This window comes from Tissierella sp., from assembly GCF_031460495.1.
Taxonomy (GTDB): Bacteria; Bacillota; Clostridia; order Tissierellales; family Tissierellaceae; genus JAVKTS01.
In genome coordinates this window covers 434,374-456,154 of the sequence record NZ_JAVKTS010000001.1, presented here as the reverse complement: position 1 = coordinate 456,154, position 21,781 = coordinate 434,374, and the positions used below count along the sequence as shown (strand labels likewise).

22 protein-coding genes are annotated in these 21,781 nt (G+C 31.1%); 5 read left to right on the top strand and 17 right to left on the bottom strand.

From position 1 onward, the window contains the following. Nucleotides 1-47 precede the first annotated feature (47 nt). Nucleotides 48-956, bottom strand: a complete 909-nt coding sequence (locus tag RIN63_RS02145; RefSeq protein WP_310443007.1) for a protease modulator HflC — start codon at nucleotides 954-956, stop codon at nucleotides 48-50. Beyond that, the gene (hflK, locus tag RIN63_RS02140; protein WP_310443006.1) at nucleotides 957-2,015 is read right to left on the bottom strand and encodes an FtsH protease activity modulator HflK; all 1,059 of its coding nucleotides are present in this window, start codon (nucleotides 2,013-2,015) and stop codon (nucleotides 957-959) included. It abuts the gene before it with no gap. Between the two features lie 134 nt (nucleotides 2,016-2,149). On the opposite strand from hflK, the gene RIN63_RS02135 reads away from it, so the two are divergent. Further along, nucleotides 2,150-2,707: a hemerythrin domain-containing protein gene (locus tag RIN63_RS02135; protein WP_310443005.1), complete on the top strand. Its 558-nt coding sequence runs from the start codon at nucleotides 2,150-2,152 to the stop codon at nucleotides 2,705-2,707. Nucleotides 2,708-2,799: 92 nt separating this feature from the next. On the opposite strand, the gene RIN63_RS02130 is transcribed toward RIN63_RS02135, so the two are convergent. From RIN63_RS02130 to RIN63_RS02085, 10 genes are all read right to left on the bottom strand, one after another. Then, nucleotides 2,800-3,003: a hypothetical protein gene (locus RIN63_RS02130; RefSeq protein ID WP_310443004.1), complete on the bottom strand. Its 204-nt coding sequence runs from the start codon at nucleotides 3,001-3,003 to the stop codon at nucleotides 2,800-2,802. A 231-nt stretch (nucleotides 3,004-3,234) separates the two neighbouring features. Continuing rightward, the gene (locus RIN63_RS02125) at nucleotides 3,235-3,486 is read right to left on the bottom strand and encodes a kinase to dihydroxyacetone kinase (RefSeq protein ID WP_310443003.1); all 252 of its coding nucleotides are present in this window, start codon (nucleotides 3,484-3,486) and stop codon (nucleotides 3,235-3,237) included. Nucleotides 3,487-3,600: 114 nt separating this feature from the next. Next, a complete protein-coding gene (locus RIN63_RS02120; RefSeq protein WP_310443002.1) occupies nucleotides 3,601-4,488 on the bottom strand; it encodes a hypothetical protein in 888 nt (295 codons plus the stop codon). A gap of 77 nt (nucleotides 4,489-4,565) precedes the next feature. After that, the gene (locus RIN63_RS02115) at nucleotides 4,566-5,132 is read right to left on the bottom strand and encodes a methyltransferase domain-containing protein (protein WP_310443001.1); all 567 of its coding nucleotides are present in this window, start codon (nucleotides 5,130-5,132) and stop codon (nucleotides 4,566-4,568) included. 77 nt (nucleotides 5,133-5,209) lie between these two features. Next, nucleotides 5,210-5,677, bottom strand: a complete 468-nt coding sequence (locus RIN63_RS02110) for a hypothetical protein (protein ID WP_310443000.1) — start codon at nucleotides 5,675-5,677, stop codon at nucleotides 5,210-5,212. A 52-nt stretch (nucleotides 5,678-5,729) separates the two neighbouring features. Beyond that, nucleotides 5,730-6,329, bottom strand: coding sequence for a putative immunity protein (locus tag RIN63_RS02105; RefSeq protein ID WP_310442999.1), 600 nt, complete (start codon nucleotides 6,327-6,329; stop codon nucleotides 5,730-5,732). Nucleotides 6,330-6,406: 77 nt separating this feature from the next. Beyond that, complete coding sequence (locus RIN63_RS02100) at nucleotides 6,407-6,814, bottom strand: hypothetical protein (RefSeq protein WP_310442998.1); 408 nt, start codon at nucleotides 6,812-6,814, stop codon at nucleotides 6,407-6,409. A gap of 93 nt (nucleotides 6,815-6,907) precedes the next feature. Further along, the gene (locus tag RIN63_RS02095; RefSeq protein WP_310442997.1) at nucleotides 6,908-7,354 is read right to left on the bottom strand and encodes an HIT family protein; all 447 of its coding nucleotides are present in this window, start codon (nucleotides 7,352-7,354) and stop codon (nucleotides 6,908-6,910) included. 113 nt (nucleotides 7,355-7,467) lie between these two features. Then, nucleotides 7,468-8,406: a linear amide C-N hydrolase gene (locus tag RIN63_RS02090; protein ID WP_310442996.1), complete on the bottom strand. Its 939-nt coding sequence runs from the start codon at nucleotides 8,404-8,406 to the stop codon at nucleotides 7,468-7,470. A gap of 36 nt (nucleotides 8,407-8,442) precedes the next feature. Continuing rightward, the gene (locus RIN63_RS02085; protein ID WP_310442995.1) at nucleotides 8,443-9,123 is read right to left on the bottom strand and encodes a Crp/Fnr family transcriptional regulator; all 681 of its coding nucleotides are present in this window, start codon (nucleotides 9,121-9,123) and stop codon (nucleotides 8,443-8,445) included. A 152-nt stretch (nucleotides 9,124-9,275) separates the two neighbouring features. Here RIN63_RS02085 and RIN63_RS02080 point away from each other — a divergent pair, with 152 nt between their 5' ends. Then, nucleotides 9,276-9,866, top strand: a complete 591-nt coding sequence (locus tag RIN63_RS02080; RefSeq protein WP_310442994.1) for a hypothetical protein — start codon at nucleotides 9,276-9,278, stop codon at nucleotides 9,864-9,866. Nucleotides 9,867-9,889: 23 nt separating this feature from the next. Here the strand turns inward: RIN63_RS02080 and RIN63_RS02075 are convergent, their stop codons facing one another. Together RIN63_RS02075 and RIN63_RS02070 are read right to left on the bottom strand one after the other, a co-directional pair. Then, complete coding sequence (locus tag RIN63_RS02075) at nucleotides 9,890-12,118, bottom strand: EAL domain-containing protein (RefSeq protein ID WP_310442993.1); 2,229 nt, start codon at nucleotides 12,116-12,118, stop codon at nucleotides 9,890-9,892. Between the two features lie 62 nt (nucleotides 12,119-12,180). Further along, entirely contained in the window at nucleotides 12,181-13,209 is a 1,029-nt protein-coding gene (locus tag RIN63_RS02070) for an aminotransferase class V-fold PLP-dependent enzyme (protein ID WP_310442992.1), read from the bottom strand. A 137-nt stretch (nucleotides 13,210-13,346) separates the two neighbouring features. On the opposite strand from RIN63_RS02070, the gene RIN63_RS02065 reads away from it, so the two are divergent. After that, on the top strand, nucleotides 13,347-13,979 hold the full coding sequence (locus RIN63_RS02065) for a glycerol-3-phosphate acyltransferase (RefSeq protein WP_310442991.1): 633 nt from the start codon (nucleotides 13,347-13,349) through the stop codon (nucleotides 13,977-13,979). 55 nt (nucleotides 13,980-14,034) lie between these two features. Here the strand turns inward: RIN63_RS02065 and RIN63_RS02060 are convergent, their stop codons facing one another. Next, nucleotides 14,035-15,666 carry a DEAD/DEAH box helicase gene (locus tag RIN63_RS02060; protein ID WP_310442990.1) on the bottom strand — a complete coding sequence of 544 codons (1,632 nt, stop codon included), beginning with the start codon at nucleotides 15,664-15,666 and terminating at the stop codon, nucleotides 14,035-14,037. A 248-nt stretch (nucleotides 15,667-15,914) separates the two neighbouring features. Between RIN63_RS02060 and RIN63_RS02055 the strand changes: the two genes are divergently transcribed. Together RIN63_RS02055 and RIN63_RS02050 are read left to right on the top strand one after the other, a co-directional pair. Next, nucleotides 15,915-17,471, top strand: a complete 1,557-nt coding sequence (locus tag RIN63_RS02055; RefSeq protein ID WP_310442989.1) for an ABC-F family ATP-binding cassette domain-containing protein — start codon at nucleotides 15,915-15,917, stop codon at nucleotides 17,469-17,471. 163 nt (nucleotides 17,472-17,634) lie between these two features. Continuing rightward, on the top strand, nucleotides 17,635-19,404 hold the full coding sequence (locus tag RIN63_RS02050) for a M3 family oligoendopeptidase (protein WP_310442988.1): 1,770 nt from the start codon (nucleotides 17,635-17,637) through the stop codon (nucleotides 19,402-19,404). 45 nt (nucleotides 19,405-19,449) lie between these two features. Here RIN63_RS02050 and RIN63_RS02045 read toward each other — a convergent pair whose 3' ends face one another. Next, complete coding sequence (locus RIN63_RS02045; RefSeq protein WP_310442987.1) at nucleotides 19,450-20,382, bottom strand: LCP family protein; 933 nt, start codon at nucleotides 20,380-20,382, stop codon at nucleotides 19,450-19,452. A 138-nt stretch (nucleotides 20,383-20,520) separates the two neighbouring features. Then, nucleotides 20,521-21,669 (bottom strand): double-cubane-cluster-containing anaerobic reductase, encoded by a 1,149-nt coding sequence (locus tag RIN63_RS02040; RefSeq protein WP_310442986.1) that lies wholly within the window; start codon nucleotides 21,667-21,669, stop codon nucleotides 20,521-20,523. Nucleotides 21,670-21,781: the final 112 nt, after the last annotated feature.

Sequence of the window (21,781 nt, the reverse complement as noted above, 5' to 3'; positions counted from 1 at the left end):
ATTATATAATTAATACCCAATCCCTTTGAAATAATTCCCACTTATGATTATTCTCCCATTAAATATTTAATATATGGTGAACTAATAGGAATCATAATAACTGTTTCATTATCTATTGAAGTCTTATAAGAATTTAATGTAGTATACAGCTTGAAGAATTCAGGATCTTGGCCGTATGAATCATTATAAGTCTTAGCTGCTTCTTTTTCCCCTTCCCCTATTATCTCTTGAGCCTGCGAATTAGTTTTTGCTATTAATTCAGCTACTTCTCTATCTGCATTTGCCATGATTTTAGTTTTCTCTGAATCACCTTGAGATAAATATTCTTGAGCTTTACTTGCTCTCTCAGAAATCATTCTTTTATATACAGATTGCTCATTACTTTCTGGTAAATCAATTCTCTTCATTTGAATATCTACTATTTCAATTCCATTTGAATTGCTTTTAAGTGTCTCATTAATATTTTGTTGCACTACTAAATCTATACTACCCCTATTATTATCTGCTGGATTGATTATTGCACCGTATTCCAATTTTCCAAGCTCATTTCTAACACTAGAATACATAATATCGCTTAGTCTTGCCTCTGCGCCATCTATTGTTTTTAATGTTTCTAACATTTGTATAGGATCGGTTATCTTCCACAATGTATAATAGTCAACAAGTATTCTTTTTTTATCAAATGTGTTTATTTCCGTAGCAGGTACATCATAAAAAAGTACATGTCGTGGTAATTTGGAAACTGATTGAATAAAAGGCATCTTCATTTTCAGTCCATCGCTATCGATTACTTTTACTATCTGTCCAAATTGTTTTATAATACCGTATTCATTTGGCTTTATTACAAAGATATTGCTTAGTAGTGTAATGAAAATTAGTAATATAGGCAAATAAACATAAAGAACTTTCTTTACTATATTATTAGGTCCCTTAGTTCGTGAATTTTCATTTTCCATTTAATTTGCCCCCTTTTTCAAAAAGCTATCTACAGGTAAATATCTTACTGTATCTCCGCTATCATCTACAATTATTAGATTAGCATCTTTATAAGCTAGTTCTAATGCTTGAATGGTTAGTCTATATCTGGTTATTTCAGGGTTCATCTTATACTCTGAATAAATAGCATTGAATTTTGCTACATCACCTTTAGCCTTTTCAATTGTACTGATTTTTTCCCCTTCTGCCCTACTTAATATAGCAGCTTGTTCACCTTCTACTTGATTTATCTTTTCATTCCTATATTTTGTCGCCTCATTAATCTTTGTAATTCTTTCTTCCCTAGCATCTGTAACTGACTTAAATGCAGCATCTACTTCATTTGTAGGCAAGTCCACATCTTGTAGGTTTACATTTATTATTGATACACCTAGCTCATAGTTGTTACTCAATTCAATGAGATTTTCCCTTATATCATTTATTATTTTTGTTCTTCCATCTGTAAGTGCATCATCAACTGTAGAACTACCTATTACATTTCTTAGAGATGAAGAAGTGGCATTATATAAAATAGTTTCTGGATTGTTAGTGTTATACAGGAATGCTATAGGGTCCACAATTTTCCATTGGACTTCCAAGTCAGCTAATATAATATTTTCATCTCCTGTTATCATCTTAGATTCAGATTCGTTTGTTACTATATCACTACCTACTTCTTTATAGCCTAATGTTAATGAAAATGTTTCCTTTGACAACTTATGTACATTTTGAATAGGAAAAGGTAATTTGAATTTAAGTCCTGATCCAATTATATCTGTACTTGGTTTTCCAAATGTAGTGAGTACGGCATATTCAGTTTGATCTACAGTATAAAAACTGGTTAATAAAGCTACTATGACTAAAATGCCAATGATTGTAGTCCATATAAGCTTGGTATTTATCCCGAAATTAAACTTTTTCTTTGCTTTAGGATTAATCTCATATACATTGTCATCATCTTTCTTTTTCTGCTTGTTCTTTATAGCTTTGTCAATGACTACATAAGCTATTAATCCAATAAATAAAATAATAAATTGCATACTATTCCTCCTTTTTTCTTTCCTTACTACTTATACCCAGGTCGTCATAATATTAACAAATCCTTATAATAAAGTTATAAATATTTATGTCTGGGTAAAATATAGATGACAAAATACACAGTGAGGTGGGAAAATTGGAATCAATTAGAATAATGGTAGAAGAGCATACTAATATTAGGAGAATGTTAAAAGTAGTAAGAAATTATTGTTATAGAGTAATGACTAAATCAGACTATGATTTAAATGACTTACCCAAGATTATTGACTTCGTAAGAACTTATGCTGATAAACATCATCATGGTAAAGAAGAAGATATTTTATTTGTTACTATGAATAATGAAATTGAAAAGCTTGCAAAGTCCGGGGCTATTACTGGTATGTATATTGAGCATGATAATGGCAGACTTTATATGACTAATCTTGAAAAGGCCTTTGAGAAGCTTAAAACTGGTGATGATGAAGCAAGACTTGATATCATAGCAAATGCAATCTGTTATACAGATTTGCTAGATAGGCATATAGAAAAGGAAAATACGGCAATGTACAAATTTGCTGAAAATGCATTAAATGATACCAGCAAATCTTTTATCGAAGATGAATGTAAAAAAATAGAAGATATGGCCGTTGAAGCTGGACTACAAGATAAGTATCTTGCACTTTTAGAGGAATTAGAAGCAAAGTATATAAAATAGCAAAAAAACAAAATCAAAGTGATGAATATTGATAAATTCATCACTTTTCTTATTTAAATTATAGTACTCCCTACTCTTGATGTAAATGAATATCAGAAAATCCCTCTTATTATCAAAGAAACTCCTATTAGAATAAGTGGTATTCCTATAATTGCTCCAATAATAGTTATACTTAACATAATACCAACACCTAAAACTATAAGTCCTAGGACTACTGCCACTAATCTACCTGTAAGCTTTATCATGCTTTCAGTTAATTTCCACGCTAATGTAAAAGGCCAAAACAAAATCTTCATACATTCAACCCCCTTATATAAATCTCAATATTATATATATACTGAAGCAAAATTTTTCCTATAACTATATTATATGAATACCTTCTCTTAAGGTCTACTATTTTACAATATTAGGGTAGATAGATATTGCATCCTACTACATTGGGTAACTACAACGACTTATTTAATAAAAAACACATAATAACTAAGACTCGAAATTATATTCGTTTAATCATCCCTACAAATTGGAATTTAACCTTGCAAACCTCTTGATTGTCTTTCCATATCCTCTATAACAACATCATAAATCTCTCCTAATGAAGAACAGTATTCAAGAACCTTCCAAGGCTCATTTGTATGGAAATGAATTTTAATCAAATTATTATCTCCAACAGCCAGCAAGCAATCCCCTTTAAAATTATTTGTAAAATAATCATTGATTACATCTTCATCAAGGTTCTCTCCTTCAACCAATAACTGTATATCATATTTAAACTCTAACATATCCTGTCTCCTTTTCAAATTCTTATTTATAGTATTGCTTATAAATATTTCTTGTGACGCAAATACCCACAAAATCCACCATTGTTTCAGAGTTTAATTTTCCTTGCTACATTATTAATACGATTTTGTATATTCAGGTTCCCAAAGCAACTTGCCATCAGAAGAGTATATATATTCATCCTCAAACCATGGTTCTCTTTGCATTTTAGACCCCCCTATCCAAGTGTCTACAGTGTAGTGATGTTCAAGTCCTATATTATCTGTTGCAATTACTATCATAGTACATACCTCACCATCACCTAGAGGGATCTTCTTATTTATTTCATAACCAGAATCAAATACTTCATTTGGTATATCTTCTTCAGAGATTGTCTTGTCATCTAGTTTAATAACTAATCTTATCTTAGTAAACTTAATATCCTTACTTGATTCTTTAGTATCTACACTTAGATTTCCACTCCTAGAATATGTACCACCACTATAGCTTGCTTGACCAAGGAGTCGTGGAAACATATTGGGGAAAATTTCATTCTTAATATCTATAATACCAATTTGCTTCCCGTCCATAGTTTTTTTAACACCTTTTTCATCAATTACAATATTAGGTAATGCATCAGAAAAAATACTACGGTCAACAGTAGTAGTAAAACTAGTACCAGCTTTATTCATAGGTAATAACTCACCATTGAAATCAAGGCTAACCATTGTATTTTCACTAACTTCTTTAGGTGTAAGAGTAAAAGTAATGGGCACCGTTAGATTATCTCTATTAACAGTTCCTATCTCAGTAGTACTAATTTCAATAAGGCTTTCTTTTCTATTTAGCATATCATCAACATTTGAATAGATTGCATTCATATCATTTCTAAGGTCATTACTTAAATTGTTAATTTGATTTTTTGTATATTCTGTTTGACTTTCCAGTCTATTGATCCTTAATAATAAGGAAAATTGGGATAATACAAGTGCTCCAATTAGTATATATATTCCATTCCTCTTCAAACTATACTCCTCCTTCTGCTGCAAATAAATTACGCCATAATCTACAAAATATAATTATCTATGAGTATATCTTAATTTTATCTTTTCCTAAAAATATAAGTAACAATAAAGCCTCTATCATCTTGATTTTCAGTATACTTAATTAATTCAAAAGACTTTGTTATATATTCAAAGTCAGATGGTTGGATTAAATCTTCCTTTTTAATTTTAGAATCAGCTTTATGTTTATTTCCAAAACCACAAACAAATAAAACACCTTCGGAAGTTATGTGACTTTCAATATCTTTAAGTTGCTGTTTATTTAATCTATAATGATTAATTAATATATTATCATAAATTCCAATATTATTTAAAGAATTTGGTACTGTTAAATCAATTTCTTTTGTATTCACTAAATAACTGTTTCTTTTTGCAAACATCTTTAGTCGTTCCAGTGCTTTACCGCTAAAGTCTACTCCTGTAACATTAAAACCTTCATTAAGTAAAAATAAAGTATTCCTGCCATCACCACATGCTATATCAAGAAAGCTTCCTTTTTTAAAGTACTCTACATTGTCAACTATTGACTTTTCTGGACTTAAAGGATTATCACTTCTTATAGCAAATTTATTATCCCAGTATTCTTTATCCCCCATATACTCCATTACATTACCCCAATCTATATGTATTTCAGACTACTAATATCTAAAACAACTGATGCTTATTTTGACAATGATGTAAATTACTTTGACAATCTATATATATACATAATTACTTCTGAACCATTTGCGGTACTATCATTATATGTAGCAATCCATAGGCTATCTGATGAAACATACAATCTCCACTTGCTTTTGTTTCCATCATTATCATAAATGCTATACTGATAATCAACATCACTACCAATAAAGGTGTAAACATCCGATAATAAAGATGATTCCTTAGAAATTTCTTCTTTAACATATTTAGGAGAAGTGAATTCTACGGTATATTCTGTAGATTCAATTTTGAACAAATCCTCCTTAATAGCATATATTGTTTCTTCCATTTGGCTATTTACATAGTCTTTGGTTGAGGATGATAATGGTGATAAATAGCTTACTTCATCAAATGTATATACATCATAAATATTCTTCTCCGATTCACTGCTGCAAACTACTAGAAAAACTAATAGAACCAGTCCCACTGTTAACATCAATACCCTTTTCATTGCAAACCTCCTTATTATATAATGAATAACTATTGAGAAGTAAAGCTTACTGCTACATCTTTTGATGTTTTAACTTTCTTTTTTCATACAATAGTCTTTCCTTGTTAGGTTTGCTATCATCTAATAAAAAATCAGCCCAATCCAATTTAAGTTTATCTTTACTTTCTTGCCAATATAGAAGACGGTCCTTATAATAGCTAATCTTTTCGCTAACTGGTTTTTGGAAGTTATCTTTTCCATATTTTAAAACTAATGCAGTTAACTCGTACATAGGCAACCCCATGGCATGTGTTTCTACATGCACGGTAGCCCAAGCATGGCCAATTGCATGGCATAGAGCACCATATTCAGCATCATTAATTTCTTTTGCAACTGCATGTGAATCCAAAATTGCTTGTTTGGCTATAGGCATTTTAATTTTACCCCTTGCCCAAGATTCACAAAGTTCTATGCAGGTTCTTGGTCTGCTTTCACTCTGATATTTTGACTCAAATTGCCCTAAGGGCAGCTTTGCACAATCCAATGCCCACATTACAATTGTACGATGATTTTGTAATTGTATCAATTCTATCAAGTTCTGTAAACATTGGCTTTCACGAGTAAACAAAATTTGATTTTTCCTTTTCAATTTTAATTCTACATCTGAAAACATGTTTAACCTCCCAAAAATTATATAAAAAGATATGTACATCTTTTAAATTATGCGAATTAAATAATTTTAAACTATTATTACAAAAAATAATTCTTTTTCTCTTTTTTTATCTCCTTATTCACATATCTACTAAATACGAATTGATACAGTATACCTATGATTGAAATAATGATTGGAAACCACTTTTGAGATGGCATAATCTTAAGCAAGATTAATGCAAAAATCATTAATATTAGTCCTACCCAAGGACCAATAAAACTCCATTTCCCAAATAGTTCCCTAACTACCCTTTTGTATATATCTTCACTTAGTTTGTCTTTGGTAAAACCATCTTCATTAAGTGAAGCCCATAGACCTCTAATCAAAATATAAATCCACAATGGAATATAAGCAATAGCTAACGAATCTCCTGCCATTAAATCTTTAATCGCTATTATAAAAAATATTAATGTAATAATAAGTCTCTTCCAACTATATACTTTCACGCCAACCACTTCCTTTAGATTAGTTCCACATTTATCTACCGTTACGACGCTAAAAATAAAATATAACGTACACACAATTACTTTGCTTAATGCTTATTTTGAACGTAGATGCACAATTTCAGTTCTAATCTTTTCAATCAACTCTTTTCTCTGTTCTTCATTTGGTCTAGTAGATTCGTCAAATAGTACACTATTTGGTAATTGATAAACCGAACTTTTGATAGGAGTATCTCCTTTTACCCTCGGATATAAATGCCAGTGAATATGAGGGCACCCGTTTCCAAGTAGTTCATAATTCATTTTGTCTGGCTTAAATACATTAAAAACAGCCTCAGCGACTAAAGACATTTCTTCAAGGAATTTAACTTTAAAATCATGTTCTAAATTATGCAATTCCGGACCATGTTCTTTGCAACTGAAGAGAGTATACCCTTTGAACCTTTGATACCATCCCAAAATTACATATCCCGTTTCAAGTTCCATAATAAAGTAAGGATCTGCCACAATGTTCTTTTGGTTTTCACACATCATACATACCATAAAATAAATACCCCCATCGTATAAAATATTAATAATCCTCAGTTCGCACTTTTTTACTTATATACATTAGCTAACTTCATTTCCTATTACCTATGATTCTAACACTTAGGTTATTATTTTAACTTTTCTACTATAAAATCTGAGTCTAAGAAGAAATCTTGTCTTTTATTCTCATCCTCTATATCTTCAAATCCCAATTGATAAACCCTTGGATTTGTATTAGATTTTACAGTTAATAGTTTATTATTTGTATCATAAGAGCAAATATATCTAGTATAGGTGGTCTGATTATACTTTTTATTTCTAACAAATCCATTTGGCATAGTCATTGCAGCCAAGATATTGTAGGAATTAGAAAGGGCTTCCTTATAATCCTTGGACTCTATATTCATTTTAGTTAAGTAAAAAGCTTTAATAAACCTAGAATTAGGATCATAGCCTCCTGGTAAATTCTTTGAGGAGTTGAAATCACTAAGTTTATCTAAGTCAATAAGCTTATTTAACTTATTAACATGAGATTCGAAACCCGGTGAATTAGTCATTACATCATATGGATTTTCATAGCATATCAATTCTCTTCTTTTAGGTTCAACAACAATACATCTCTTAGTAGAATCCGTAAACATAAAATGAAAATCTGGTGATATTGCATTTTCTCCTCTATGATCTTTAGTAGATATATGAATATTTGGTAAATCTTCAATTAATTCCTCTACGGATTTGTAGTTTGCAAGTGCATAGGTGAGATAAGTCAAACTAGATATGTTAATCTTTCCTGCTTTCACTTCATTAGCGTAAAGGTTAAATCCCGAAAAAGCATTGGTAATTCCTATTAATCCATATTCATTTACCCCATCTTTCAGTGGAATTCTATTTTCAAAGCACATACCCAAAGACTTATACTTTGAGTACAATGGATTTCCCATTAGATCATTACAAAAATTGTATTTTCTTGGTAGATAGATTGCATTATATTTCAATGGAATTTCATAATCCATTGTCCTTCCCATGACACAAGCATCTTCATAATTTATTTTAATAGCTGTACACATATTATCCCTCTCATCTTGAGTATTTCATAAGTTTTTTTATTCTATTTCTTCTAGTGCATCAATATCTAATAGTACTATTCTTCTATGGCCAATTAATTTTATAATTCCCATGTCTTGAAAAGCTGTTAACTTTCTACTTAAAGTCTCCTGACTCATACCCATATAGGAAGCTAAATCTCCCTTACTCATCTTCAGAGTTATTTCTCCTCTTTCATTTGCCATTCTGATTAAAGCTTCTGCCAGCCTTTTTTCGACTCCATGTAGACTAATATTTTCAATTTGATTTTCTGCTGTATCCAATCTTTGGCTTAACTCTTCCATGACCTTAAATGCTATAGACGGATATTTTTTCATTAACTCTTTTAACTTTCCTCCATCAATCATACATGCTACAGTTTTTGACAGAGCCTGACCATTATCAGTTAGAGGTAATGGACTAAATAGAGATAGTTCTCCCATAAACTCGCCAGGTCCTAATACCCTAATTACTTGTTCTTTCCCTGAATCTGTAAAGCGTGTAATCTTTACTCTTCCAGAGTGAATTACAAAGAGCTTTTCTCCCTTATCTCCTGCCATATATAGCATTTCGCCTTTTTCAAAAATCTTTTCTCTTGTTATTCTGGCAACTTCCATCATCTCATCATAAGTTAGGCTACTAAAGATTGGCACTATTTCTATGCAATTTTTACCTTCTCTTTTAAAACAGTTGCAATCCATATATACATCCTCCTTAACTTAAGTCTATCCTTCTTCTTACCCAATTTTCATATTATTAATATACTATTTAATATTATCCCTTTTATTGTAATAAATTCGTAATTCTTTATCTATAAATAATATGGTATTATAATAATAGGGATGGTGATAAAATGAAAAATTCAATTAAGAAATTTAGCTTATTTTTAGTAGTTATGTTAATTCTATCAGTTGCAGTTGCTTGTACACCAAAGGAGAAAGTTAATGAACCAGAGAGTCCTGTAGATGTAATAGGTCAAGAAAATCCTCAGGAAGATCCTAGCGATGAAGAGTTAGAGTCAGAACCAAAAGGTACTATTATTGAAGCAACTAACAAAGTTGATGTTGCCAAACTTTCTTTACTTGACTCCTATATATTTGATATAGATGGAGATGGTACTGAAGAAACTATTTCACTATATACTGCAGCAGAGAAAGATTCTAAGGGTGAAATCATGTGGGATGATGGACAGAATTGGAAGCTTTTAGTTGAAGGTGTGGATAAGGACTATGTACTATTTGATGACTATGTTCAACTAGGTACCATTAAATTCCATGTATATACATCAGATGATGATTTTTATGTAAGTACAATTCAAACAGGTACTGCAAGCTTAAAATTTACTGAGTATAGCTTCGATAAAGAAACTAAGAATTTTATTTCTAATGTGAAATTTGAAACTACAGGCAATGTAAATATGCTTCACTCCTCATTCGGATACTAAAAAAGCCCTTAGATAGGGCTTTTTTAATTCATCATTTCATCTATTTTCTCTTTTGATACAGGTTTACTGAAATGGTATCCCTGTGCAATATCACAGTCCATTTCCTTTAGTATAGTTAATTGCTCTAGATTTTCAACACCTTCAGCAGTTACCTTTAAGCCAATTTGCTTTGCTAATATTATTATGGTATTAGCTAACATCTTATTTTTATGATTTTTCTCTATATCAGAAATAAAGGATCTATCAATTTTAAGTTCATTTACGCTCATTTCATTTAGATAGCTTAGACTTGAATAGCCTGTACCAAAATCATCTATGGCAACTCCAATTCCTAAATTCTTTAGCATATCCAAGATGTTCAAGGTATACTCTATATCTGATATTACTATGGTCTCTGTAATCTCTAGTGTAAGGTTCTTAGGTTCTAATCCAGATTCAATAAGTATACTTACTAATTCCTTCACAAAAGTCTTATGTTGAAATTGTTTTGCTGAAATATTTACAGACATTATAATATCGTTTCCTTGATCAATCCATTCTCTTGCTTGCATACAAGCCTGTCTCAATATCCATTCTCCCATTTGAATTATTAGTCCAGTCTCTTCAGCCAAGGCTATAAATTTGTCTGGATATAGTAATCCCTTATCTGGATTATTCCATCTAACCAAAGCTTCTAAGCCCACAATCTTACCCGTTTTTATCTCTATTTGTGGTTGATAGTGCAATACTAGTTGATCGTTATCACATGCTTGTCTAAGTTGATTTAATAATACCATCTTCTCTAATCCCTCAGAAGAAATTTCATCACCATAAATATAATAGGAATTCCCACCAAGATCCTTTGCTTTATATAATGCTAAGTCAGAATTCATAAGTAGCGCTTGTGTATCTACCCCTCCATCAGGATAAATGGCTATCCCAATACTTGTGGTCAAATATAGTTCATAATCTCTAATATAATATGGCTCTTTAAAATCCATTAAGATAGAGTTTGCTAGAGATACTATTTCACTTTCATCTTTAATTCCTTTCATCAATATGAAAAACTCATCTCCTCCAACCCTGGCTACAATATCCAAATCTTTAACTAACTTACTAAGTCTTATTCCCAATAAGTTAAGTATATGGTCTCCCACATGATGTCCTAATGTATCATTAATATGTTTAAATCTATCTATGTCCAAGAAAAATACTGCAAATGAATCCACTTCATCTTTAATATTATCCAATATTCCATTTAATTCTTCTACGAAATATATTCTGTTAGGCAATGATGTAATAGAATCATTATATGCAAGGTTGTAAATTTCTTTTTGTTTTACTATTAAGTCATCATTTGCTTGTTCAAGTTCTTGTGTCCTCTTTAATACTTGCTTTTTAAGCCTAATATTATATAGATATAAAAATAAAACAACTAACCCAATAAGAATTGCAAGGATCATTATTTCATTTTTATAGTCTTTAATCAGCAATTTTATATAGCCTAGATCTTCACCAAACCACTTTCCATATATCCTATCAAAGGTTTTGTTTTTCTTGATTTGCTCAAGGCCCTCTTCCAAAGTATTAAGTAGCTCTTGGTTATCCTTTAAAACAGTTGGTCCATATTTCACTGAAGTAATAGACTCTCCTACTGTCATAATTTTATCTGTCAGCTTATTTCTCTGTAGATGAAATATCCCTACTACCCTATTTCCTAATACTGCATCTACCTCATTATTAGCTAATTCAAATAAGCAATCTTCTAAATCTTTTTCTGGAAGTGCTATAACATTTGGAATATCATGTATAAAAGACTCGTTTAAATCGTTCTTTTGATATGACACTTTCAAACCTGAAAGATCCTCTATACTATTGATATGTACTGTATCCTTATTAACAAATATTACTTGCTCATTAATTATGGTAGGTGAAGTAAACTTGTACTTCTTTAATCTGTCTTCAGTTTGAGACATACCAATCAAACTATCAACTTCATTATTTTCCAATGCTAATATTGCATCATTCCACTCCATTGGTATGATTTCAATATATAGACCTGCAGCATGGGCAATCGCATTAATTATGTCAATATTATATCCCCTATAATTTCCATTTTCATCTATATATTCATAGGGTGGATGATTTTCATCTCCTGCAAATCTGATGATCTTTATTTCTTCCTTTGTTATAGCATTTCCTTCATCTACAAATATACCTTGAATAAAAACCAAAGTTAATACTGTAACGAATATTAAAATATTTTTTTTCATTGGAAGTTTCATATTATCATCCTTTTTGTCGTATACATTATATTAATTGTGAATACTATATTTTATCTATTAGCTATTGTGTTTTTTATACAATTAATAAAACTATCTATATCTTCTATACTAGTATCAAAGGATGTGACTAGTCTAATCAAACCTGTTTCCTCATCCATTACATAAAAAGCAAAATTCTCCTGTAAAGCCTTAACTAAATCCTTATCCATATATGCAAATATCATATTTGTCGCAGGTTCATTTTTTAATCTTACTTCCTTAAATTGAGATAGCTCTTTTGCAAAGTATTTACCCATATTATTTGAGTTTAATGCATTTTCCTTCCAAAGTTCTTCATTTAAATATGGGATAAATTGGGCAGATACAAATCTCATCTTAGATAATAGTTGCATACCTTGTTTTCTATAAAATTTAAAAGCCTTGCTTAAATCTTTATTTAATGAAATTATTGCCTCACCGATCATCATTCCATTTTTAGTGCCTCCAAATGATAATAAATCTACTCCCGTATCTGTTATCATTTCTTTAAAAGTAGTATTTAACGCTACGACTGCATTTGATATTCTTGCTCCATCTACATGGAGTAACATATTGTTTTCATGAGCAAAATCAGCCAATTCCTTTATTTCATCTATAGAATACAATGTTCCGGTCTCCGTTGTTTGAGCTATTGAAATTATCTTAGGTTGAGATTGATGCTCATCACCTAATGAATGAAGAAATGATTTTACATCTTCTTTATCAATTTTTCCATTTTGATTTGGTACATATAATATTTTTGATCCGCTAAACTTTTCAAAAGCACCACATTCATCTACATTTATATGAGATGTATCAGCACAAACAACTGCCTCATAAGACTTTAAAAGACCACTAAGGCCAATTACATTGGCTGCTGTACCTGTAGTGACAAAATATACATCTACATCTTTTTCTAATAGATTTTTTATCTTATCTATAGCTTCTTTTGTAGTCTTGTCATTACCATAAGCATAGTCGTGTTCAAAATTAGCTTTTATTACTGCTTCCATTATTTTAGGGTGCACTCCTGAATTATTATCACTCATAAACATTTTCATATTAATTCCTCCATAAATTTACTTATTATAACATAATTATACTATATTTCAAACTTAAACGGTATAGGCATATTGACATAATCTAGAAATATTCTTAAAATATCTTATATGATATAATATATATGGAGGTGAAAAAAATGAAATCTTATTTTATCGTAATAATCATTGGTTATATATTTGGATGTTTGCAATGGTCTTACATTCTGAGTAAAACCTTTTTAAAGGTTGATATTAGAACTCTTGGGGGAGGTAATGCAGGGGCATCTAATACCGTAATCTCTTTAGGTTGGAAATGGGGTATTGTAGTTGCACTTTTGGATATCTTAAAAGGAATTATTTCTATTCTTATTATTAAATATTTATTTGAAATTTCTTATTTAGAAGAAAATATTTTTCTTCTATATCTAAATGGTATTTCTGTCATTTTGGGTCATGATTTCCCATTTTTTATGGGTTTTAGAGGCGGAAAAGGGGCAGCATCTCTATTAGGAATGACAATAGGATTGGATTATAGACTAGGTATATTAGGCTTTCTTGTGATTGCCCTTGTAACTATTTTTACTGATTATATAGCTTTAGGTACTTTAGCTTTAAATATTTTTCTAGTATTATCTGCTATTTATCTAGGATATGGCCATGGCTCAATAATCTTAGCTTTACTTATAGCAGCTGTAGCTGTTTACCTTCATATTCCTAATATTAAGTCTATAGTGAATAAGGAAGAAAAGGGCCTAAGAGAAGCTTTAAAGAAAAAAGTCAAAAACACATAAAAGTCTTCCTCTGGAAGACTTTTTTAATGTTATCATTTTTACCTTTCGTATCCTCTTATTTGCTTTTAGGATTGGCTATTTCAACTTTAACCTTTGTACCTTTTATTCGTGCGCCGTCTAATCTCTCTAGAACATCATCTGCATAATCCCCAGGTATCTCTACGAATGTGAATTTATCATATACATCTATAGTTCCAACTAATTTCTTTTCTATTCCTGTTTCTTCTATTAAAGCTGAAAGTATATGTCTTGGGCTTACACCTTTTCTTTTACCTATATTGATATGAACCCTTGTTGAAGCACCTGAAGATTTTCTAGAATTTGATGATTTAGAAGCAGAAGCTTTAGCTTGGCCCCCAAAATCTACCATATCTAATTCTTGATGCCCATCTAATCTATTTTCAACCATATAGAATTTTAATAATGCAGCTGCAATATCAAAAGAAGTATATTCTTCTTCTAATAAAGATTCTATAATTTTCTCATATTTAGTTAAATCCTCATTGTCGATCTCTTGCTTTATTTTTCCAAGCATTGATGAAGTATAATTCGCCTCTATATCCTTCAATGTTGGTAAATCTTTTCTTGCAATTTTAGTCTTTGTAAATCTTTGAATATCTCTTAGTTTATAAATGTCTCTTCCTGATACAAAACTAAAAGCCTTTCCTTCTCTACCTGCTCTAGCAGTTCTACCAATTCTATGAACATAATATTCTTCATCTTGTGGCATATCATAATTTATTACTAAATCTATATCGTCAACATCTATTCCTCTAGCTGCTACATCAGTTGCCACTAAAACATCAATTGTACCCTTTCTAAACTTACCCATTACATTATCTCTTTGAGATTGCTTCAAATCTCCATGTAAACCATCTGCAAAATATCCTCTGCTTTGAAGCTCTTCAATGAGTTCGTCTACTTTCTTCTTTGTATTACAGAATACTATTGATAGTTTTGGATTGTACATATCGATAAGTCTACATAGTATTTCAGTCTTCATATGTTGCTTTAATTCAAAGTAAGCCTGCTCTACTTTTGGTACAGTCAGTTCTTTGTGAACTACTTTAATAATTTCAGGATCAACTTGGTAACGAGCTGCAAATTTCATGATTTCAGATGCCATAGTTGCTGAGAAAAATATGGTTTGTCTCTCTTCTCTTAGTTCATTCATTACTAGAGCTATATCATCTCTAAAACCCATATCAAACATTTCATCCGCTTCATCTAATACCATCATGCTTACATTCCCAATTTTTAGGGTCTTTCTTTTTATATGGTCTATTACCCTTCCAGGTGTACCAATTACAACAGTAACTCCTGATTTTAATGCTCTAATTTGTCTGTCTATAGGTTGCCCACCATATATAGGCAGAACAGTTAATCCTCTTTTATGCTTTGCAAGTTTTCCGATCTCTTCTGCTACTTGAATACAAAGCTCCCTTGTAGGACATAAAACTAACGCCTGAACAGATTTGTCTGCTGGATTGCATTTTTCAATAATTGGAATACCAAATGCTGCAGTTTTCCCTGTTCCTGTTTGAGCTTGACCAATTACATCTTTTCCTTCTAGTATAATTGGAATTGCCTGAGATTGTATTGGTGACATTTCTTCAAACCCCATGTCACTAATTCCTCTTTGTAATTCTTTTGATAAATTCATCTCTTCAAATCTTAATTTTTCCATTAAAATAAATCGTCCTCCTTAATCTTTAACCTATTTATTATACACTTAATACTAATTAAATACAAGTCAAATGTAATAATGTTCATATTACCTAGCTGCAGTATTTGCTTTATTTAATATTAACTATGTCATATTATTTATTATACCCATAATAATGGATATCACTAATCATATATAAAAAACTAGACTAAAACCTATTTATTTTATATAATCTTTAGGGAAGATTTATAAATTGAGAGGGGATTTAAATGAGTATTTTAACAGTAACAAATCTAAGCCATGGTTTCGGTGATAGAGAAATATTAAAAAATGTTAATTTTAGATTGTTAAAGGGTGAGCATGTAGGATTAATAGGTGCTAACGGTGAGGGTAAATCCTCTTTTATGAATATAATCACAGGAAAATTAGAGCCTGATGAAGGCCAAATAGAATGGGCCAAAAGAGTTAGAGTTGGTTATTTAGATCAGCATACATCTTTAGAAAAAGGTCAGACTATTCGTGATGCATTAAAAGGTGCCTTCAAATATCTATTTGATTTAGAACAAGAAATGCAAGACATGTATATGAAAATGGGTGATGTATCTGAAGATGAATTGACTACTTTACTGGAAGATGTAGGTACAATACAGGATATCCTAGACCATAATGACTTTTATATTATAGATGCAAAGGTTGAAGATATTGCAAGAGGACTTGGATTAGATGACATAGGCCTTGAAAAGGATGTAAATGATTTATCTGGTGGACAAAGAACTAAGATATTGCTAGCTAAATTACTCCTTGAAAAACCAGATATCCTATTACTTGATGAGCCTACTAACTACTTAGATGAGCCACATATAATATGGTTAAGGAGATATCTGCAAGAATATGAAAATGCTTTTATTCTCATATCCCATGATATTCCATTTCTTAATTCTGTTATCAACTTAATCTACCATGTAGAAGATAAAGAATTAACTAGATATGTAGGAGATTATGATAATTTCCAAAATATATACGAAGCTAAAAAATCACAATTAGAAGCCGCATATAAAAAGCAGCAACAAGAGATCTCAGATTTAGAGGACTTTGTGGCTAGAAACAAGGCTAGAGTTGCCACTAGAAATATGGCAATGTCTAGACAGAAAAAATTAGATAAGATGGATATAATTGAATTAGCTCGTGAAAAACCAAAACCAGAATTTAATTTCAAAGAAGGTAGAACTGCAGGGAGACTAATATTTGAAACCAAGGATTTGGTCATAGGCTATAATGAACCATTATCCAAACCTCTTAATTTAATAATGGAAAGAGGGCAAAAAATTGCATTAATTGGAGCTAATGGTCTTGGAAAAACTACATTATTAAGAAGTATACTTGGCCAAATTAAATCCGTATCTGGAGAAGTAGAACTAGGTGACAATTTGCAAATTGGATATTTTGAACAAGAAATTAAAGATAAAAACAATAATTCCTGTATAGATGAAATATGGCAAGAGTTCCCTGGACTTACTCAATATGAAGTTAGGGCAGCACTAGCAAAATGTGGTTTAACTACAAAACATATTGAATCAAAGGTAATGGTCCTATCTGGTGGGGAACAAGCCAAGGTAAGACTATGTAAATTAATCAACAGAGAAACCAATATACTCATCCTAGATGAGCCTACTAACCATCTAGATGTAGATGCAAAGGAAGAATTAAAAAGAGCTTTAAAAGCCTATAAGGGCAGCATTCTCCTTATATCTCATGAGCCAGACTTCTATCAAGATGTGGCTACAGAGATTTGGAATTGCGAAAATTGGACTACGAAGTTATTTTAATATGAAGAAAAAGTAGCAAGGAGTATTTTGCTACTTTTTCTTTACATCAAGAACCTTTTTTTAAAAAGGTTCTTTTTATATTTAGAGCCTCAAAATAGTTCTTTCCCATTTAATAATTTATGTTATAATGGAATTAATTAAATATTTTGAAAGGCGGGATAATATGCGTTGGAGTTTAAATGAATTATATAGTTCCTTTGATTCTAAGGAGTATAGTGCAGATTTCGAAAAGCTTAATAAATTAATTGAAGATTTTATTAAGTGGGCAGATGAAAATTTATTATCTAAGGATAATCCTGTAGCAAAAATGGAGAACTATATTGTATTGTCTAGGGAAATAAGATCACTATTTTCAAAATTATTTTCTTATGCAAGCCTAACAACATCTGTAGAAGCTAAAAACGAAGTAGCTCTTCAATATTATGATAAGCTTAGCGTAAAATATTCAGATTTAACTAAACCAAATGTACAATTTCAATCCTTTATGAAGGATATTGATGATCTAGATGTATTGATTGACTCATCAGAATTATTAAAAGAGCATAAATTCTACTTACAACAAGTAAAAGAGCATACTAAATACATGCTTAGCGAAAAGGAAGAAGTTCTTATTTCAAAGATGTCCAACACTGGTTCTTCAGCATGGACTAATTTACAGAACAAAATTTCATCCACACTATTAGTTGATATCACCATAGATGGAGAAAAAAAATCACTTCCACTTCCTGCTGTTAGAAACCTTGCATATGACAAAGATCCTGCAAAGAGAAAAGCAGCATATGAAGCTGAATTAGAAGCATATGCAAAAATAGAAGAATCTTCAGCAGCTGCATTAAACGGAATTAAAGGCGAAGTATTAACTACTTCTGCTCTAAGAGGATTTTCTTCTCCATTAGAAGAGACCTTAGTCAATTCTAGAATGGACAAAGAAACTCTAGACGCTATGTTTACTGCTATGAAAGAATTCTTGCCAGTATTCCACAAATATTATAGGAAAAAAGCAGAATTACTTGGACATAAAAATGGATTACCTTTCTATGAAATGTTTGCACCAATGGGTGAAGTAAATATGACATTTACCTACCCTGAGGCTATGACTTATATAGTAGACAACTTTAGAACTTTCTCAGATAAACTAGCTGACTTCGTTCAAAATGCTTATGATAAAAACTGGCTAGATGTAGAGCCTAGAGAAGGAAAAAGAGGGGGAGCATTCTGTTCAAATCTTCACCCAATAAAAGAGAGCAGAATAATGTCCAACTTTGATGGTAGTTTCTCCAATATGACTACTCTAGCTCATGAGTTAGGTCATGGATATCATGGATTCAATTTAAAGGATGAGTCCATATTAAATAGTGGATACCCTATGCCAATAGCTGAAACGGCATCAATATTCTGTGAGACAATAGTTGTTAATGCAGCCTTAAAGGAAGCTAGCGATGCAGAAAGATTAAGCATTTTAGAATCTTCAATCTCAGATGCTGGTCAAGTTATAGTTGATATCTATAGTAGATTCTTGTTTGAAACAGAATTATTTGAAAGAAGAAAGACCCATGGACTTTCAGTAAATGAATTTAAAGAAATAATGATGGATGCTCAAAGACAAGCTTATGGTGATGGATTAGATCATTCAGCCCTACATCCATATATGTGGGTAAATAAAACTCATTATTACTCAGCAGGTCGTAACTTCTACAACTTCCCATATGCATTTGGACTATTATTCTCCAAAGGATTATATGCGGAATATCTAAAACGCGGTGATAAATTCGTACAAGAATATGATGAGCTACTAAATGCTACAGGCAAAAATAACATAAAAGATGTAGCCCTAAGAATGGATATAGATGTAAGAAACCCTGAATTCTTCAGAAACTCCCTAAGATTAATTGAGAAGGATATAGAAGAATTTATAAAACTATCAAGTAAATAAATACAAATAAGTTTAAAAATCGGTGCCAGGCACCGATTTTTAAACTTATTCATTAAGTAGATAATCATCAAATATTTCCATGATTAACAATTCAGTTTTTTCTTCATCATAAACATAATATGATGCTTCTCCAATATACTTCCCTTCTCCAGGGATTGTTTCCGTATTAATATTGTTTATATCTAATTTTGTTGCAAGTTTTGCTCCCTGTAAAATTACATCCATAGGTATATTCGTTTCCACATTCTTATAATAGCTTTTAATAATCTTAGGAAGCTTAGTAATGTTTTTAATCTTTAGTGTCTGTTTTATAAACTCTTTCATAAACATTTGCTGTGCTTGAATTCTACCCACATCCCCATCAACATATCCTAATGTCATGTCATTATTATGTCTCCATCTCAAGAAATCATGGGCATTCTTTCCATCTAATACTTGCAAACCTTTTTTTATATTTATATTTAATGTTGGATCAGCTGTATATTCCATATTTCTAGGTACATCTATCTCTACCCCACCTATTGCATCTACTATTTCCATTACGGCATTAAAATCAACTTTTACATAATAATCAATATCTAGATTTAAGAACTCTCTTACAGTCATCATAGTAAGTTCTGGTCCTCCAATAGAATGAGCGTGAGTAATCTTATCATTCTTACCCTTAACCAAAACCCTAGTATCCCTAGGTATGGAAAGCAAGTTAGTTTCTCCAGTATCAAAATTAACCTTAAACAACATCATAGTGTCCGTACGAGTTCCCTTATATGTCTTTGTACCATTAGCATCTACACCCATAAGTAGAAATAAGATTTCATCATCTATTTTCTGCTCTACTGTGTTATCCTCTCCCAAATTGATTTCTCCACTATTATTATCTACAGTGAAAATTGGATCATCATTTTGAAAAGTTTTCTTACCTAATATTATGAAAATCAGAGCAAAAAATATTATGGCTAATATAAATTTTCGTTTCATATGAACACCCCTATTTGGCTAAAGCTTGTCATACAATATATACATAGTACCAAAGTATGAAATTTCTGTCAATATAGCTGATTTGCCTAATATTAAAGGGTATATTTGAAAAATATACCCTTTAATAGTTTTATTTTTTTACATCATCTCTAAAAATGCATTTATTCTTGTATTTATCTGTCCTACATCTAATTTTGAATAATCTGTTTCAATATACAAATAAGGTTTTTCCTTTTTCTCAGTTACAAATCTTTTTACATTATAAGATTCTACACTGAATGTATGACAGGCTTGTAAAACCACTTCTATTACTCCATCTATTTCATATTCATCTATCATTTCATCTAATGCTTCAAATCGTCTTGGATTTGGTGTCATTACTGAGCAACTGACATTTAGGTATTTTTCCGTTAAAGCATCTATAGGATCTTTTGTTTCATCTACTTGAGTAGCCTTTTCTCTAACACCACTACAATTTTCAAAAGCTACTATATCTGCACCAGAATCCTCTATGGTTTTTAGAACCTTATCTCTAACTCCTCCTAATGGGCAACCAGTCACAAGTATTCTAGGCCTGTTTGATTTAGTACCCTTTAGTTCCTTCTCAAATTTCTCCCTCAGTTCTTTTGTTCTTTCAACTATAAAATCACATTGAGCTTTTCTATCAAATTGAAATCCTAAAGCCTCCATAGTTTCATTTACCTCACGGCCTGATATAGGTGAGGGATTCAATTTGCCTAATTCATAGAAATCTAGAAGTACTTTTCTTTCACCATTCCTTTCCTTTATCTCTTCCCTTAACATCTCTTCAGTGATCTTTACATTCAACTTTTCTTCCAATACTTCCTTTAATCTAACTAATTCCTCTCTCCAATATCTAAATCCATGATCCTTATCCTGCCCTTGAGGTAAATGCATGACATGAGTAGGTCTAAGTTCACCTAGTAGCTCATACATTTTTTTCTTACCATCACAAGTAGTTTCCCCTACTATCAGGTCAGCAAAATAAAAATATGGACATGTTTCAGATACTGCAAAGCCATAGCTGGATTTTATAAGGGGGCAAAGATTTTTAGGTAAGTGTTGCTCAGCATGATGTATTGGTACATCTGATGTACCACATAGACTAACAGCTACTGCCCCTGCAGCATGAATCAGTTCAATAGGTGTATATGTACAAAAGACTCCTACAACTGGAGTTCCCTTTTCTTTCAATGCTTTTACTTTTAAAAACCCTTCTCTCCTTGCCTCTTCGTAGCTTTCAAAATTCTCTGGTAACTTCAACATATATTTCACTCCTTTAACAATCATTCATACTATTATATAAAAATTGGCATATGTTTATCAAATCAGATTTATCTATAGTAAATTTATTATCATTAAGGAAAATAATATTGTT